Annotated in this window: 14 protein-coding genes; 10 read left to right on the top strand and 4 right to left on the bottom strand. The window is 53.8% G+C overall.

All coding sequences use genetic code 11. The annotated features are described in order from the left end of the window. Positions 1-34: 34 nt before the first annotated feature. Positions 35-730 (bottom strand): response regulator transcription factor, encoded by a 696-nt coding sequence (locus HY913_19210; GenBank protein MBI4965414.1) that lies wholly within the window; start codon positions 728-730, stop codon positions 35-37. After that, a complete protein-coding gene (locus tag HY913_19205) occupies positions 702-2,372 on the bottom strand; it encodes a DUF3365 domain-containing protein (GenBank protein MBI4965413.1) in 1,671 nt (556 codons plus the stop codon). The genes HY913_19210 and HY913_19205 overlap by 29 nt, the downstream gene beginning before the upstream one ends. 329 nt (positions 2,373-2,701) lie before the next feature. On the opposite strand from HY913_19205, the gene HY913_19200 reads away from it, so the two are divergent. From HY913_19200 to HY913_19155, 10 genes are all read left to right on the top strand, one after another. Continuing rightward, positions 2,702-4,063 carry a cytochrome C552 gene (locus HY913_19200; GenBank protein ID MBI4965412.1) on the top strand — a complete coding sequence of 454 codons (1,362 nt, stop codon included), beginning with the start codon at positions 2,702-2,704 and terminating at the stop codon, positions 4,061-4,063. Between the two features lie 39 nt (positions 4,064-4,102). Further along, positions 4,103-4,705, top strand: a complete 603-nt coding sequence (locus HY913_19195; GenBank protein MBI4965411.1) for a hypothetical protein — start codon at positions 4,103-4,105, stop codon at positions 4,703-4,705. A 12-nt stretch (positions 4,706-4,717) separates the two neighbouring features. Beyond that, positions 4,718-5,689: a 4Fe-4S dicluster domain-containing protein gene (locus tag HY913_19190; GenBank protein MBI4965410.1), complete on the top strand. Its 972-nt coding sequence runs from the start codon at positions 4,718-4,720 to the stop codon at positions 5,687-5,689. A gap of 15 nt (positions 5,690-5,704) precedes the next feature. Continuing rightward, positions 5,705-6,949 carry a polysulfide reductase NrfD gene (gene nrfD, locus HY913_19185; GenBank protein ID MBI4965409.1) on the top strand — a complete coding sequence of 415 codons (1,245 nt, stop codon included), beginning with the start codon at positions 5,705-5,707 and terminating at the stop codon, positions 6,947-6,949. Beyond that, positions 6,946-7,785, top strand: a complete 840-nt coding sequence (locus HY913_19180) for a HEAT repeat domain-containing protein (protein MBI4965408.1) — start codon at positions 6,946-6,948, stop codon at positions 7,783-7,785. The genes nrfD and HY913_19180 overlap by 4 nt, the downstream gene beginning before the upstream one ends. Before the next feature lie 121 nt (positions 7,786-7,906). Further along, positions 7,907-8,416 carry a hypothetical protein gene (locus tag HY913_19175; GenBank protein MBI4965407.1) on the top strand — a complete coding sequence of 170 codons (510 nt, stop codon included), beginning with the start codon at positions 7,907-7,909 and terminating at the stop codon, positions 8,414-8,416. Between the two features lie 39 nt (positions 8,417-8,455). After that, positions 8,456-10,846 (top strand): molybdopterin-dependent oxidoreductase, encoded by a 2,391-nt coding sequence (locus tag HY913_19170; GenBank protein ID MBI4965406.1) that lies wholly within the window; start codon positions 8,456-8,458, stop codon positions 10,844-10,846. Between the two features lie 263 nt (positions 10,847-11,109). Continuing rightward, complete coding sequence (locus HY913_19165; protein ID MBI4965405.1) at positions 11,110-11,412, top strand: chaperone NapD; 303 nt, start codon at positions 11,110-11,112, stop codon at positions 11,410-11,412. A 166-nt stretch (positions 11,413-11,578) separates the two neighbouring features. Beyond that, the gene (locus tag HY913_19160) at positions 11,579-12,241 is read left to right on the top strand and encodes a 4Fe-4S dicluster domain-containing protein (GenBank protein MBI4965404.1); all 663 of its coding nucleotides are present in this window, start codon (positions 11,579-11,581) and stop codon (positions 12,239-12,241) included. After that, positions 12,241-13,077 (top strand): 4Fe-4S binding protein, encoded by an 837-nt coding sequence (locus HY913_19155; protein MBI4965403.1) that lies wholly within the window; start codon positions 12,241-12,243, stop codon positions 13,075-13,077. The genes HY913_19160 and HY913_19155 overlap by 1 nt, the downstream gene beginning before the upstream one ends. Before the next feature lie 460 nt (positions 13,078-13,537). Here the strand turns inward: HY913_19155 and HY913_19150 are convergent, their stop codons facing one another. Beyond that, positions 13,538-14,704 (bottom strand): ABC transporter permease, encoded by a 1,167-nt coding sequence (locus HY913_19150; protein MBI4965402.1) that lies wholly within the window; start codon positions 14,702-14,704, stop codon positions 13,538-13,540. 6 nt (positions 14,705-14,710) lie between these two features. Next, complete coding sequence (lipB, locus tag HY913_19145; GenBank protein ID MBI4965401.1) at positions 14,711-15,382, bottom strand: lipoyl(octanoyl) transferase LipB; 672 nt, start codon at positions 15,380-15,382, stop codon at positions 14,711-14,713. Positions 15,383-15,396 lie beyond the last annotated feature (14 nt).

The following is a 15,396-nucleotide window of genomic DNA, read 5'->3' as shown; positions in this document are numbered from 1 at the left end:
AAGCCGTTCGTCGTGTGGAAATCCGTCGGGCCGTCTATTCTCCGGGGATCGTCAACATGTAGCCGACCCCTTGTATGGTCTTTATGTACTCGGGTTTAGTAGGATTGTCTTGTAACTTTGATCTGAGATGCTGAACGTGAACATCAATGGCACGGCTATCCTTATAAAGCTCTCCTTCGGGCCAAAGCGCAAGTCGAATAGCCCGCCTTTCAAGGACTTTTCCCGCGTTCCTGGCCAGCAGAAGAAGCAGACGAAATTCCCGATGCGTCAGGGAGATCTTTTCCCCCACCCTCCAGACCGTGTTTTTGCCTGTATCAATTCTTAGATCGCCAATTTCCAACACTTCTTCAACAGACACAGGGGTCGGCCGCCTCCGCAGACAGGCTCGCACTCTAGCGGACAACTCCAAATAGTCGAAAGGTTTCACCACATAATCGTCCGCGCCGGTTTCCAAACCGAGAACTTTGTCCGGAACCCTATCTCTGGCAGTCAACATGATGATAGGCACCTGTGATTTCTCTCTGATAGAGCGGCAAACCTGAATGCCGTCAATGTCCGGAAGGGAAAGATCCAGTATGATAAGGTCCGGTCGGGCGCGTTCAAACAGCTGCAGGGCCTCTCGGCCTGTCACCGTGGAAAGAACCTGATATCCGTCCAACTCAAGATTGTCCTTGAGAATCGTGAGGATGTCGGGATCGTCATCAACTAAGAGTATCTGGCAGGATTCCATGTGATCCCTGTTTGGGGAGTGTAAAGACGAACCGACTCCCCCTGCCCGGCTCGCTCTGTACCCGGATGTCACCACCATGAGCTTTGACTAGTCCTTTGCAGATTGCCAAGCCGATGCCGGATGAGCCGCGAAGCATCTTATCCCGATTGTGTGCCGGGACTTGATAGAACTTTTCAAAAACCGCAGCGTGATATTTTGGATCTATACCCGGCCCTTGATCCTCGACCGAAACCATCGCCTTGTCGTCGATGGACTCCAACTTTACAACAACCGTGGCGTGATCCGGCGAAAACTTTATCGCATTTGACAACAAATTGACCAGAACCTGGCAAACCCGTTGTTGGTCGAAATTCATCCAGATGTCTTCTGCTGCGTCGAGGACCACGTCCACTGATTTCTTTTGCGCGATAGCATGTTGAGAAAGTATTGCGTCTTCCGCCACTTCCTTCAACGAAGCCTGTTCGAAGTTGAAGTCCAGTTGGCCCGCTTCCATTTTGGAGAAGTCCAGGAAATCAACTACAATTTTGATGAGATGGTTCGAGTTTCTCTTTATGATGTCCAGATACACGGGGTCCGAGCAGGAAGATTTTCTTTCAAGGGTATCCACCGCGCCTTTGATACTTGTCAAAGGAGTGCGCAACTCGTGGGAGACATCGGAGAAAAAGTCCGACTTTGCCCTGTTCAACTGCTCAAGCTCTCTATTGGCTGTCTCGAGGCTTTTGTTGGTTTCGGAAAGGTCTCTCGTGGCCTCGTCGATCTTACGCTCCAATTCTTCGTGTTGGTTTTTCATTTTTTCGTCAAGCAGATAGCAGAAATCTGCGATCTCCTTGAGTTCATCACCTTTTTCCCCGAGGCTACGACCGCCTTCATTCAAGCTGAGCCTGCTCATTGAAGCTCTAATATCCCCTATGCGCTTGAAAACCAGCGTCCGGGTCGCGAGAAACAGCAACGCTATCAAGGAGCCTCCAAAAACCAGTCCTCCACCCAACAGAATGGCTTTATTCTCATTAATTGCCACTCGCGCCTCATCCATGGGTATGAAAACGCTAAGACACCCTCCCACGTCGCCCGGTTTGTAACCCTGAACCATATGACACTGGACACAATTGTCACTTACATAAAGCGGCGCGATATACCGAAGAATGGTTTTGCCGTCCTTCTGTTCGGTCCTGAAAATCCCCTCCGTCTGAGAGGAGCGAAAAAGGTTGAGCGCCTCGGTCTCCAATTCATCCGGAACGTTGTTCGGGTTGAGCCTATCGGTATTTGTCAGTTTAAATGAATACGCCCCGCCTTTCGCGGCGCGATCGGACAAATGTTTGGTGACCACGGACGGGCTTAAATGAGTGTAGACAGAGCCGTCCGCAGCCACCATGTCGGGGTCTTTGAGAAAAGGATTCGATTGCACTTTGTCGGTTTTCGGAATCAAAACCGTGTTGTGGTCCGCGACCCACTGGCGAGTCAACACAACTTGCTTATGAAGAATTATGGCTTGCTTCTTGACCTGCTCCATTATATGATTCTCTTGTTGCCTGGAAAACCATAGAAATACTAATACGAATACTACTGCGATGGTCACAGAGCTGCTCAAGAGAAATTTCAGAGAGATCTTGTGACCGGTAAATGTTTTCAAGCCGCTGAGCATTTGTGACGCAAATCCGATATGGTATTGAAGTGCAGAAGATCAAGAGGTCAAGTGAATAAATTCTATGGTCTTTGCGACCCCTTGTCAATCAAGTGGGCGGTTGCATTGAGGTCGCCGAATTTTACAGTTTCTTTACAAACTTTTACACCAAGCTTACGACGTTCCGTGTAACATTGATTTGTGGTGAGAGTTAACGCCTTGCATGCCGGAGGGCATATTGGCAGCCAAAAGAGATGGTCTGCACGATGGTTTTGGATGCCGTAGAGCCTGATCCGGCATAGCCCAAGTCTTCAAAAGCACTAATTGGAGGGATACAGGGAGTGGATGCCATGAGAAAACTTCTCATCCTGGTCGCACTGGGGCTTTTGGTCTGTTCTCATCCGGCTGTTGCCGCGGTAAAGGTAGACCCCAAACTTTACGGGTCACCTGAAGGGCAGGTTTGCATCAAATGCCATGAGCTGAAGACTCCGGGGCTCCACAAATTGTGGCGGTCAGGGAAAATGGGGCAGGCAGGGGTCAATTGTTACGATTGCCACAAAGCCGAAAAAAAGACGGAGAAGGCGCCGGGAGACACGGACGGCTATGACCATCGAGGCTTTTGGATAGCAACACTGGTGAGCCCCAAGGATTGTTCGCGCTGCCACAAAGAGCAGTTCGAACAACAACAGGTGTCCCACCACGCCAAGGGCGCGGACATTTTGAATTCCGCGGACAATTATCTGGGCACGGTGCTAGGGGGGGCTGCCGCAGTGGCCACCGGTTGCCGCCAGTGTCACGGCTCCAACATAAAGGTGCTGGCAAACGGCAGGCTCGACCCGACCACTTGGCCCAACACGGGAATCGGCCGCATTAACCCCGACGGAAGCAAAGGGAGTTGCTCAGCCTGCCACACCCGGCACGGCTTCTCCAAAGAGCAGGCGCGGCGACCTGACGCGTGCGGCAAATGTCACCTCGGCCCCGACCACCCACAGATCGAGGTGTACAACGAATCCAAACATGGCATTCTGTATCAGGCTCACAGAGATAAAATGAACATGGACAAAGGTGAGTGGGTGGTCGGAATCGATTATCAAGATTCAGCGACCTGCGCCACTTGTCACATAGGCGCCACGCCTAATCAAGCAGCCACACACGATGTCGGAACACGCATTTCTTGGACTTTGCGGCCGGCCATTTCGAAAAAGCTGACCCAATGGAAGGACCGCAGAGAAAAGATGAAGGACGTCTGTCGTCAGTGTCACGGTGATTTCATGATTGACGGCTTCTACAGCCAGTTCGATGACTACGTTGAGCTGTACAATAACAAGTTCGCAATCCCAGCCACCAATGTCCGACAGAAATTGATGGATATGGGCAAGATTTCCAAGGCTGACTTCGACGACAAGCTGGACTGGACCTACTGGGAACTGTGGCATCATGAGGGACGCCGCGGCCGACACGGTGCGTCCATGATGGGACCCGACTACGCCTGGTGGCACGGTCTCTACGAGGTGGCCAAGCACTTTTATGTCAATTTTCTCCCTGAGGTGGAGAAAATCATGGGAGGCAAGGACCAGGCCGCGCCCATCCTTAACGAATACGTTTTCAAAGACCCGCAGCACAAATGGTACAAGGACGGTATGAGCAAAGAAGAGCTGCAGAAACTGGATGAGTTCTACAAGAAGAGGTACGGCGGAAAAGAAGTCAAGTAGCGGTCGAGGCCGCCGGCCTCCAGATGTAAGGGCGGATTCATGAAAAGAATCATCCGAATCCCAAGAAATGCTCTCGTGATGCTCCTGGCGGTTCTGTTGGGTCTGTGCGTCCACTTCGGAATAGGTGGCGCCCAGTCCCCAATTCAGAGACCGACAGAGGCCCCGCCGGAGGAAGTGGCCCCACCGGGTCCTGATGAATTCCCGGTGCCGATCAAACCCCTTCCAAGAACCATTACCCCTTGCCGTGCATGCCACGGTCCGGAGAAGGATTTTCCCGTCAATTTCAAGAGGCGGGAAGATCTCCTTGTCCATCGGAACGTAAAGCTCAATCACGGCGGAGTTCGGGTCTGGTGCCTGGATTGTCACAACCCCGACGATCGCAACTATCTTCTGCCGCTTAGTGACGGGAATTTGATCGGCTTTGAGCACTCATATCTTTTGTGCGGCAAGTGTCACGGAACCAAATACCGCGACTGGCGAAACGGCATCCACGGCCGGAGGACGGGAAACTGGAACGGAGAGAAGAGTTATTACCTGTGCATCAGTTGCCACGATCCACACTCTCCGAAATTCAAGCCCATAGAGCCTATGCCCCCTCCGCATAAGCCCTGGACGCCCAAGGAAAAGGTAGCAAGCCATTAAAGGTTCAGATCCATGAGCGACACGCAGGACAGTCTTACGAAGAAAGCTCCAATCTCTCCGGATGGCCCCGCCCCCGATCAGGCGGAAGGATCGCTACCCGCCAAAAGGCAAGCCGTGCTCCCTGATCGGCGAACCTTTCTTACCGGGATCGCCGGCCTTCTGGGAACCATGGCTGTAAGTTCCTGCACGTGGCAGGAGTTCTTTCAACAACAGTTTCAAAGAATGACCAAGAAGGAGATCGAACAGACCGTAGACCGGTTACAGGCCGAGTACAAACAGAAATACGGGAAGGACTTCGTGGTAGGGACGGAAAGCCCTATCGACGGCACTCTGTTCGGATACGCACTCGACATCCAGCGTTGTATCGGATGCCGGAGATGCGTTTACGGCTGTGTGGAAGAAAACAATCAGTCGCGAGACCCTCAAATTCACTATATCAGAGTCTTGAGGTTCCGAGACGGGAACATGGACCTCGAGGAATCCAACATCTATTACGATCCGGAAGAAGTGCCCGAAAAGGGGTACTATTACATGCCCGTCCAGTGCCAACACTGCGCGAACGCTCCCTGCACGAAAGTGTGTCCGGTAAGGGCCACCTGGACCGAGCCTGACGGTCTGGTAGTCGTGGACTACAACTGGTGTATAGGGTGTCGTTACTGCATGGCAGCTTGCCCGTACATGGGGCGGTGGTTCAATTTCGCAGAGCCTGTGATACCCAGCGATCAGGTAAATCCCGTTACCCATTATCTGGGAAATCGTCCTCGGATGCGTAATGTAGTGGAAAAATGCACCTTCTGCATTCAGCGGGTCCGTGCGGGCAAGTACCCCAAGTGCGTTGAGGTCTGTCCGGTGGGAGCCCGCAAGTTCGGCAATCTCCTCGATCCGAACAGCGAGATCAGTACCATCATCAGAACCAAGCGAGTTTTTCGCCTGAAGGAAGATTTGAACACTCAACCGAAATTCTATTACTTTTTCTCCATCTGACAGGTGAGGCGCGTCATGGCGAGATTCGGATTCATATCCGAGGTTGGCAGAAGGCTGGCGAAAGGTCCAACCGTATACTACGCGTGGGTCGGAATCCTCCTGATCCTGGCGGCAACAGGCATTGTGGCGTACACCAAGCAGCTCCAGCAGGGGCTGATCGTCACGGGGATGACCAGTTACGTGTCCTGGGGCTTTTACATAGGCAATTTCACTTTTCTGGTCGGTGTTGCGGCAGCCGCGGTCCTCCTTATAATACCAGCGTACCTGTACGACTTCGGTCCCATAAAAGACATTGTTATTGTCGGGGAAGCACTGGCGGTCAGCGCTCTGGCCATGTGCATGATGTTCGTGACCGCGGACTTGGGCAGACCGGACAGAATCTGGCACCTGTTACCGGGCCTCGGGATACTGAATCTCCCTCGGTCTATGCTTGGATGGGACATCGTGGTTTTGAACGGTTACATGTTCCTCAACCTGATCATCCCTGGTTACATCCTCTGGCAGGCCTATCATGAGAAGCCCGCGGACATGCGGTTCATCTTGCCGTTCATTTTGCTATCGATTCCGTGGGCAGTCAGCATCCACACAGTAACCGCGTTCATATACAACGGGCTGGCTGCGAGGCCATTTTGGAACGCGTCTATTCTTGCCCCGCGGTTTCTGGCGTCCGCTTTCTGTTCCGGCCCCGCACTGGTGATCCTCCTGTACCAGATAGTCCGAAAATATTCGCGATTCCACGTCAAGGACGAGGCGCTGTTCAAAATCGCTGAAATGATCTCCATAGCCATGGCCATTAACCTGTTTCTGCTCTGTGCCGAGTTCTTCAAGGAGCTTTACTCGGATACCCATCATTTGTCTCCTCTGCAGTATCTCTACGTGGGGCTTCATGGCAAAGGCGTTCTCGTTTCCTGGATCTGGTTCGCCACGGCCTTCAACCTGGTCGCTTTCGTCATTTTCATAGTTCCTGCGACGCGTAAGAATTTCGCCACCCTGAATTTCGGCTGTGTGCTTACTATAGTGGGAATTTGGATCGAAAAAGGCATGGGATTGATTATTCCGGGGTTTATTCCCGCTCCTTTGGGAGAGGTCTGGGAGTATGTTCCGACCACTATCGAACTGCTTGTAACCATTGGCGTTTGGTCTATTGGCCTGCTGATATTGACGTTTATCCTGAAGATCATTGTGCCCATTGAAACGGGCGAATTCACGCAAAGGACAGTAGCGTCAACGCGGCTCGGGCCGAGCGGAGTGGTGGCATGACGGGAACATGGGAGACCCAAGAGATTCCTGCCAACGGATGTAGGAAGAATGCGGCGCGGCTGATCGCCCTGTCTTCCGTGCTGATTATTCTCCTGCCGCTCATCGTCATGGCGCAAGACAAGGCAAAGGCCCCCGACGACCTGAATTCCCTGCTCAAAGACCTGGCCAGTTCCGATCCGGCCGTCGCCATGCAGGCTGCCAAAGCGGTCAAGAGCCAAAGGTCGGTCGCGAAGGAAACTGTGCCGGCTTTGGCCAAGGCGATCAGGCATCCGAACGAAGTCGTTCGTATGACGATCATAGAGGCGCTTTCCGAACTCGGACCCGAGGCCGCGCCGGCTGTCCCTGCATTGACGGAAGCGCTTAAAGATGAAGACCCGATGGTACGGGAAGCCGCGGCACTGGCTCTTTTTGGCGTAGGGAAAGCGTCAATCCCTTCAGTGCCTTCTCTCGTGCAATGCCTGGGTGATCGCAACAAAAAGGTAAGGGATGCCGTAATCCTCGCACTGGTGAGCTTGGAGCAGGCTGCCCTGCCCGCGCTCCTGGGAGCGCTCGGCAGTAAAGATCCGATGGCAAGAGATACGGCCGCACAGGCATTGGGCAGAATGGGGGCTGCAGCCGTGCCGGATCTCGTGGCTCTCTTGAAAAAAAGCGACCCGAATGCCTCACCGGCTGCTTCAAAGGCACTAGCGGAAATTGGGGAACCAGCTGTTGAGCCCTTGATAGAGGTTCTAACCACTGGAAAGCAACCGGCCGCGACTCTGGCGGGACATACTCTCGCAGCGATAGGTTCCTCCGCGGTTCCGGCACTTGTCGAAGCTCTGAAAAGGAAGCGGTAAGAAGCCTTGGATATGAGGCGACGCATGCTTCGCTGTCGCCGGCCCGGATGACCGAGTAATGACACTGGCCAAAAAAGTTGCACATGTGCTGTCCTTCAGAGTCGAAGGAGGAGGAAAGACGATGAAAAAGGCGGTCTATTTCCTGATGATATTTGCTCTCTGTTTCGGCCCTTCAGTGCCTGCGGGGAGCCAAGATAAGGACTGTCCCGACTGCCCGAAAACCTCACCCATGAGTGTCCTGGACCCCAAGTGGAAGGAATTCAAGGCGCCGCCTCTAGCACCGGGCGAACTGCCTGATTGCCATCGCGTGCAGTTCGGCAAGCAGGATTGCATGGAATGCCACAAGAAGGAAACCCCCGTGGGATACAACCAGTGGCTGGGCTCCAAGCACGGAATAAATAGCGTAAAATGCGGCATTTGCCACGGCGATGTAAACAATTACAGGGCCAGGCCCGACAAGGCGGTGTGTATCGGATGCCATTCCGCACAGGTTAGTCACATGCCTGAACACGCTCTTGTTACCAATTGCTCCTTTTGCCACAAAGGCCACTGGTTCACCGTGCACAAGATTCAGGCTTACGAGAAATTCGCTCCAGGACGAGAGCACCGCTTCAATGTCCCGGGATTCTAGATTCGTCCGACCAGGTTACTCAGTTCTTTGGAGGACATCATGAATATGACTCGAAGAGAGATGATTAAACTGTCTGCAGCCGCATTCGCTGCAAGCGCTCTCAATATACCTTTTGCCGGGGCCGCCGGCGCCGCGGAAGACATCGTCGTGGACAAGTGGATCAAAGGCGCCTGCCGGTTCTGCGGTACCGGCTGCGGAGTGTACGTTGGGGTCAGAGAAGGCAAAGTGGCCGGTATCAGAGGCAATCCACAGGCCGCCACCAACTTCGGGTTCCTGTGCGTCAAGGGCTTCAAAGGGTACATGAGCATGTACCATCCGGACCGCCTTCAGCACCCCATGATCCGCCAGGGAGACGGTAAGTTTAAGAGGGTCTCCTGGGATGTGGCTTTGGACACTGTTGCCAGCAAGTTCAAGGAGTTACAACAGAAGCACGGCAAAGACTCCGTTGCCTACTATGGTTCCGGCCAGTGCATGTCCGAAGAGAGCTATACCTTCAATAAGCTGTGGAAAGGCGGGTTCCGTTCCAACATGGTGGAAGGCAATCCGAGGCTCTGCATGGCTTCCGCCGTAGGCGGATACGTCACGACCTTCGGGACCGACGAGCCGGCCGGCTCGTACGCGGACATAGAAAAAGCGCGGACGTTCTTCATCGTCGGCTCCAACATGTCGGAGTGCCACCCGATTATTTTCCGCCGCGTGGCCAGGGAGAAGCTCAAAGACCCGGAGAAAATCAAAGTCATAGTTTGCGAGCCGAGATTGACCTCAACGGCTCGAATTGCAGACGTATGGCTCCCGGCAGACCCGGGCACCGACCTGGCGGTCTTCCATTGCATGGCCCGTGAGATCGTAAAGAACAACTGGGTTGATAAATGGTATATCGACAACCTCTGCAGGTTCACCACCGGCACCCAGGAAGTGGACTTCCAGGCGTACTCCCAGTTTTTGGAACAATTCACTCCCGAGGCGGTCGAGAAGCTGACCCGATGCCCGGCGGCTAACATCAAGGAAGCCGCTCGGCTGTTCGCAACCCAGACCCCGACGATGAGCCTGTGGACAATGGGCCTCAATCAGAGGACTCGGGGCGTCTGGGCCAACAACCTGATTCACAACCTGCACCTCATTTCGGGCAACATCTGCAAGGAGGGGGCGGACTCCTTTTCTCTCACCGGCCAACCGAATGCATGCGGTGGAGTTCGCGAGACCGGTTCCCTTTGCCACCTTCTGCCCGGCACGCGGCCGGTCGCTAATCCTGAGGTAAGGGCTCAAGTGGAGAAAGCATGGAACATCCCCGCGGGCTCAATCGACCCCAAACCCGGATTCCACACCATGGAAATGTTCGACAAACTGGGGGCCGAAAATGACGCCCAAAAACCCCTTAAAGGAATGCTGGTCTGCACCACGAATCCGGGCCAGTCGCTTCCCAACGGCCATAAGTACTTCAAGGGGATGAAAGACGCGTTCCTTGTGGTCCTGGACATATTTCCCACCCGCACCACGCAGTTTGCGGACGTCTTGTTGCCCGCGGCTTTCATATATGAGAAAGGCGGTGTGTACGGCTGTTCCGAAAGAAGGAGCCAGCTGACCGGCAAATGCGTTGAGCCGCCCGGGGAGGCCAAGCCCGATTTGTGGATCGCTGCCCAGCTTGCCAAAAGAATGGGTTTGGAGAAACTTATTCCGTGGAATTCGGACAATATCCCGGCTTCCTACAAAATGGCGTGGGACGACTACCGCGAATGCGTCAAAATGACGGAGCACACACTGTACGGCATAACTTACGACCGTCTCCTGAAGAGCGAGGAGGGTCTCCAGTGGCCCTGCCCCGACGTCAAGAGTCCGGGAACCGCAAGGCGATACGTTCGGGGTCATGACCCGCTGTTAAACATGCCGGAAATTGTCAAAGTTCCCCCGCAGGCCCTGATTTATTTCTACGGTGACCAGAAGCATCAGGGCAAGGCAAACGTCTTCCTCCGGCCCTACAAAGGAGCGGAAGAGCCGCCTGATAAGGATTATCCATTCTTCCTAACGACCGGCCGAGTCATCGAGCAGTGGCACAGCGGCACCATGACCATGCGAGTACCGGAAATCGCTCGCGCCCAGCCGAACGCTTACGTGGAAATAAACCCAAAGGACGCGGAGGCCTATGGCATCAAAAATGGCGACCTTGTTAAGATCATCAGCCGCCGGGGGTTCAACGTTTTGCCCGCTCACGTGGTGAAGATTTCGCTCCCTGGAATCCTCTTCGTCCCGTGGTTCGATCAGGATTGGGATCGAATGATAAACAGGGTCACCATCGACGCGTACGACGAAGGGTCCAAACAGCCTGAATTCAAGATCTGCGCGGTGAAAATGGAGCGCGTCGGAGATCCCAAGGATGTGGCCGACATGAGGATAATCTCCAGCGTGGACGAACCTTTCCCGGAAAAGGTTTGATGCTCGGAGGAATTTGCGGGGAGACCCTTCTGCAAAGACGGGAATGCAAGCATCTATACTGGTTGTGAGAACTCTTTTTCCGATTCGGGAGGACGACAGTTCGTCATTCCTGCGGAAGCAGGAATCCAGTCCCGCGTCTCGCGGGATTCCCTGGGTTCCCGCTTTCGCGGGAACGACGGGTGAGCAAAACAGTAATGGCAGGGGAGCCGTTGGGGATCAACGGACATTATTCTTGGCAATCGATCTAATAAGAGATGGGTTCTATGGTCATTACAGGAAGCGCCTTGCTGATAAAGCCTGGCTCCCATGAAACAGTGCTGGAGCGGCTGAAGGATTTCCCGGAGGTGACTTTTCACGTGAAGTCACAATCCGGATTGGAGCTGGTGGTAAATCTCGAAGCTGAAGATCATGAGGCCCTGGAACAACTTTGTTACCGGCTGCGGGAGAGCATACCTGAAATCGTAGATATTGCTCACGTTTATGTCAATTTTGAAGAGGAAATCGAAAAGATCGAATCAGGCAAGATTGACAAGACCATGCTGCGTAAGCCAAAATTTGACAGGTAGATTCCCAAGCTTTTCGAAAAGAACGATTTTCTACTAGAAGAACACCTTGAATCCCAATATAAGAGAATTTTTCCAAAGGCTATTCGGCTCACGCGAAAATCCCTTGACCAACAACTACCGGGAAAATCGCCTCCGCCCACCCGGCGCGGTGGACGAGAAACGGTTCATGGCGCTTTGCATACGATGCAATCGCTGCCTGGAAGTTTGTCCTTACAATTCCATTAAACGCGCCGGACTGGGAGCCACCATAGGCACTCCGTACGTTTTGCCAGAACACAAGGCGTGCTACCTGTGCATGGCTTGCTGCCGGCTCTGCCCTACAGGCGCTTTGGACAAGCTGCTGAAAAACCCTGAAGATGTAGCGATGGGCAAGGCGAGGATTGACCCGACGATCTGCTACAGCCATCTATTCCTGGAGCATGACGTTCTGCCCGAAAACACCGGCACAAAAATCGGGGCATTGTGCAACACCTGCTACAATGTCTGTCCTCTTGCGGATAAAGCGATAGCGCTGAAGGATAATCTCTTCCCGGTCATTCTCGATGGTTGCGTGGGTTGCGGAATCTGCGTGGAAAGATGCCCTACCAGACCGCGCCGCGCGGTCAATGTGATCCCTGCGGGCCTCGGACGAGCCGACGAAGCGGGCTTCTACTTCCGCAGGGCCCGCAAACATCATGAAACCACCCTATCGACGGAGAGACCGAGTGGCTCCCAGGCATTAACAGGGGAGCAGTTACTGGAAATGAAATCCAAAATTCAAGGCTCCTCGGAAGCGCCCAAATTCCAATTCCCATTTGAAACACCTAAAGGTATCGAGGGCTGGGACTAATGTACAGGCCCTATCGCCGCATTGTTCAGATAGGCGTCTTCGCCGTGATGTTTTTGATTCCCGTTCTTAATCTGTACGAGATCTACGCGGTCACAGGAACCTTCTACGCAATCAACATAGGCGGTCTGGGAATCGCCGACCCGGTGGTGATTTTCCAGGCCGTTTTCGCTTCCGGGGAATTGACCATACCACTGCTTACGGCAGCAATCTTCCCGGTGTTTCTGGCATTGTTGTTGGGACGCGTATGGTGTGGTTGGATGTGCCCTTATCACCTGCTCGCGGATGCCGCTGCCTGGTTACGCGGCGCTCTTGTGCCGAGGGTCCTTGGAAGAGAATTAGATCAGAAGCTGGCTTTGCCTGTTGCCTTGCCGGCCAACATCTGCCGGTTCGGTTTTCTGATTGCGGGCACCGTGATAGCCGGAGCTATTGGCATCCCGGTGCTAAATTACGTCAACGCTCCGGCAATAACCAGCACTGAAGCAATGATCTTTGTAAAAGAGCGGTCTCTTTCTCTGGAATTCGGCTTTATTGCCCTGTTGATGCTCCTGGAGGTTTCTTTCCTTCCGCGCTTCTGGTGCAGGCTCTTTTGTCCCACGGGCGCTTTGGTTTCTCTTTTTCGGACCCGTTTTACCCTTCATGTGGGGACCGACATCAAGACCCCAAAAGCCCCTTGCTGCAAGGAAAACCTTTGTTCCCAGGCTTGTCCTATGGGATTGAAGCCGTTCCGGGAAGGCAGAGACCTTTTGTGCACCAATTGCGCCAGGTGCATAGACGCGTGCCGGAGTGGCTCTCTCCACGGCAGATTGAGGTTCAAAGGATTCTCTGTTCAAGGATGATGGAGAGCGAACCGGCTTTGACAAAAGCGCTTATATGGATTCTCAAAAATGGTGGTCGATAGCAGTTCTCGAAGGTTTTCGCGGATTGCCTCCCGGGTGCCACGGACCTGGGCTCCGGCAGGTCCGTGCCGCCTTTCTTGGGAAACAGCAAGGTTGCCCCATGCATTGAACACCACATTGAAAAGCGAGCCGATGGCACGGTAAAGCTAGGAATCTTCCGAGTTGTTGTGGCGATAGAACCGGCAGGAAGCACGGACCTGGTAGGACCCAGGTCCGTGGCACCCAATACAGAAGGCATCGTTTGACAGAAGAGGCTCCTACGGTTTTTTCTATAGTGATTCTCAAAAGTTTTTTCCGAATGGAGTCGCACTGCTGGACAAGCCGGCAGTGGCACCCCATTTGGGTGCCCCATTGGTAGGATTCAGACCGAAAACAACCGAACTTATTCAGGGCCGATACATTATTCAGCCCTGAGAGCATCCACGATCTTCAGCCTGGACGCCCTCCAGGAGGGGAGCATCCCGCCTACGAACCCCATAGCAAGTGCAAATCCTAAAGCGTACAGTGCAATCGACGCGGTAAGGTCGAAGCCAAAGGCCAGTTCCGAGAAAGTTGCCCAATTAACAGTCGAAATGGTAAGGAATTGCAGCAACGACCCGGCTCCGATTCCTGCCGCACCTCCGATAAGGCCTAGAAAAAGCGACTCAGTCAGAAAAGCGGCCAGTATATGTCGCCTGGGAAATCCCAGGGCCCTGAGAGTGCCTATCTCCGCGGTCCGGTTGGCTACAGCGGTGTACATGGTTACCATTGCACCGAGGATCGCGCCAATGCTAAAGAACACCGTCATGGCCACGCCCAGTATGCGGATGAACCGGGCCATCACTTCTGACTGCTCCCTGTAGAATTCGATTTCGCGTTTTACCTGAACCGTCAAGCGCGGATCGGTTTCCAATTGCTTCTTCAGATCGTTAAACGCGTCCTGCCCCGGTACCTTCATAATGATGGCTGAGAAAAGATTTCGGCGAAAAGCAGCCATCAGTTGATCCACGTCGACCCAAAGCTCCGAATCAAAAGCCGTCCGGCCCGCGTCAAGTATCCCCACTATGGTCCAGTCCGTCATCGCAAAGCGCAATGTGCCGCCAAGAGACGCCCCTTGGATTCTCTCCGCGATGCTCTTTCCGGCTATCACTTCCTGGGTGCCTGGACGTATGTTTCTTCCTGCAATCAACTTGACCTGCGGCCTTAGGTTCATGCCCTGCGGACCGATACCCCGAATCACCACGTTGGCGGGTTTGTTGGCATCCTTTTTGGGCAACGTAACCAGTACCAGTGTTTCTTTCGAAGCGATGGGATCTCCCGCGGCCGTCTGAGCCACTTGCGGCTGGACCACAATGATATCCGCGGGCAAGCGGTCGATCACACTGGAGACTTCTGTTTCCGCTGCGGCTCTCAGAACCACGGCGTTGTCAGGAGATCCGGTGTCCACCAGGGTTTGCTCCAGCCCTTGCGCCAGCATTAAGACAGCCGCAAAAACAAAGGTCACCAAGGCCATGCCGCCAGCGGTGAGCATGGTGGTGAATCGCCTTGTCCACAGGTTTCTCCAGCTATAGTTGAACGGTACGGCCATTGGCTGTTATTTCATGGCTTCTTCGAGGGAACTCGATTCGAGGCTGACTGCAAACACATCTGAGAATGCGGAGGCTATTGCCTTCCGAACCTCCCCGATCTCCACTGCGGGGGACATAAGTTGATTCAGGCTTACCATCCCTACATCGGGCATTCCGCAAGACACAATCAGTTCGCACGGATCTAGCGGAAGGTCAATATTGATGCTGAGTCCGTGGGAAGTCATGCGCCTTTGTATTCTTACACCGATGGAGGCTATTTTCTCCATAGGCCCCACCCATACGCCTACCTTTCCGGGTTGCCTAAATCCTTCCACTCCAAAGGCTGCCAGGCATCTTATGATGGTTTCTTCCAGATATCGGACGTAATCTCTCACCGATAGCTTGAGTCTTCGCAAATCCACAATAGGATAGCAGACCAGTTGGCCCGGGCCGTGGTAGGTCGCTTCCCCTCCGCGATCGGTCTTGAACAGTTCGACCCCCCGTTGGCCAAGAGCGTCGGCCGAAACCAGCAGATGAGACTCATCTCCTCGAGTCCCAAGGGTCACGGTGGGCGGGTGCTCCAGGATCAGCAGGACGTCAGGCCCGCCCTGGGAGATCTTTTTTTCAACCAGGCCGCGCTGGATTTCAAGAGCCTTTGAATAATCTGTGCAAGGAAGTTCAATAAGGAGCATTTGCATGACATATGTCTGTG

The sequence above is a fragment of the Desulfomonile tiedjei genome (genome assembly GCA_016212925.1).
GTDB lineage: Bacteria > Desulfobacterota > Desulfomonilia > Desulfomonilales > Desulfomonilaceae > JACRDF01.
Note: the sequence above shows the minus strand (reverse complement) of the source record. Positions and strands in the feature narration are given on the sequence as shown.

Coding starts and splice junctions, on each gene's coding strand:
- HY913_19210 (MBI4965414.1), bottom strand. CDS start 730: ATGGAATCCTGCCAGATACTCTTAGTTGATGACGATCCCGACATCCTC.
- HY913_19205 (MBI4965413.1), bottom strand. CDS start 2,372: ATGCTCAGCGGCTTGAAAACATTTACCGGTCACAAGATCTCTCTGAAA.
- HY913_19200 (MBI4965412.1), top strand. CDS start 2,702: ATGAGAAAACTTCTCATCCTGGTCGCACTGGGGCTTTTGGTCTGTTCT.
- HY913_19195 (MBI4965411.1), top strand. CDS start 4,103: ATGAAAAGAATCATCCGAATCCCAAGAAATGCTCTCGTGATGCTCCTG.
- HY913_19190 (MBI4965410.1), top strand. CDS start 4,718: ATGAGCGACACGCAGGACAGTCTTACGAAGAAAGCTCCAATCTCTCCG.
- nrfD (MBI4965409.1), top strand. CDS start 5,705: ATGGCGAGATTCGGATTCATATCCGAGGTTGGCAGAAGGCTGGCGAAA.
- HY913_19180 (MBI4965408.1), top strand. CDS start 6,946: ATGACGGGAACATGGGAGACCCAAGAGATTCCTGCCAACGGATGTAGG.
- HY913_19175 (MBI4965407.1), top strand. CDS start 7,907: ATGAAAAAGGCGGTCTATTTCCTGATGATATTTGCTCTCTGTTTCGGC.
- HY913_19170 (MBI4965406.1), top strand. CDS start 8,456: ATGAATATGACTCGAAGAGAGATGATTAAACTGTCTGCAGCCGCATTC.
- HY913_19165 (MBI4965405.1), top strand. CDS start 11,110: ATGGTCATTACAGGAAGCGCCTTGCTGATAAAGCCTGGCTCCCATGAA.
- HY913_19160 (MBI4965404.1), top strand. CDS start 11,579: ATGGCGCTTTGCATACGATGCAATCGCTGCCTGGAAGTTTGTCCTTAC.
- HY913_19155 (MBI4965403.1), top strand. CDS start 12,241: ATGTACAGGCCCTATCGCCGCATTGTTCAGATAGGCGTCTTCGCCGTG.
- HY913_19150 (MBI4965402.1), bottom strand. CDS start 14,704: ATGGCCGTACCGTTCAACTATAGCTGGAGAAACCTGTGGACAAGGCGA.
- lipB (MBI4965401.1), bottom strand. CDS start 15,382: ATGCAAATGCTCCTTATTGAACTTCCTTGCACAGATTATTCAAAGGCT.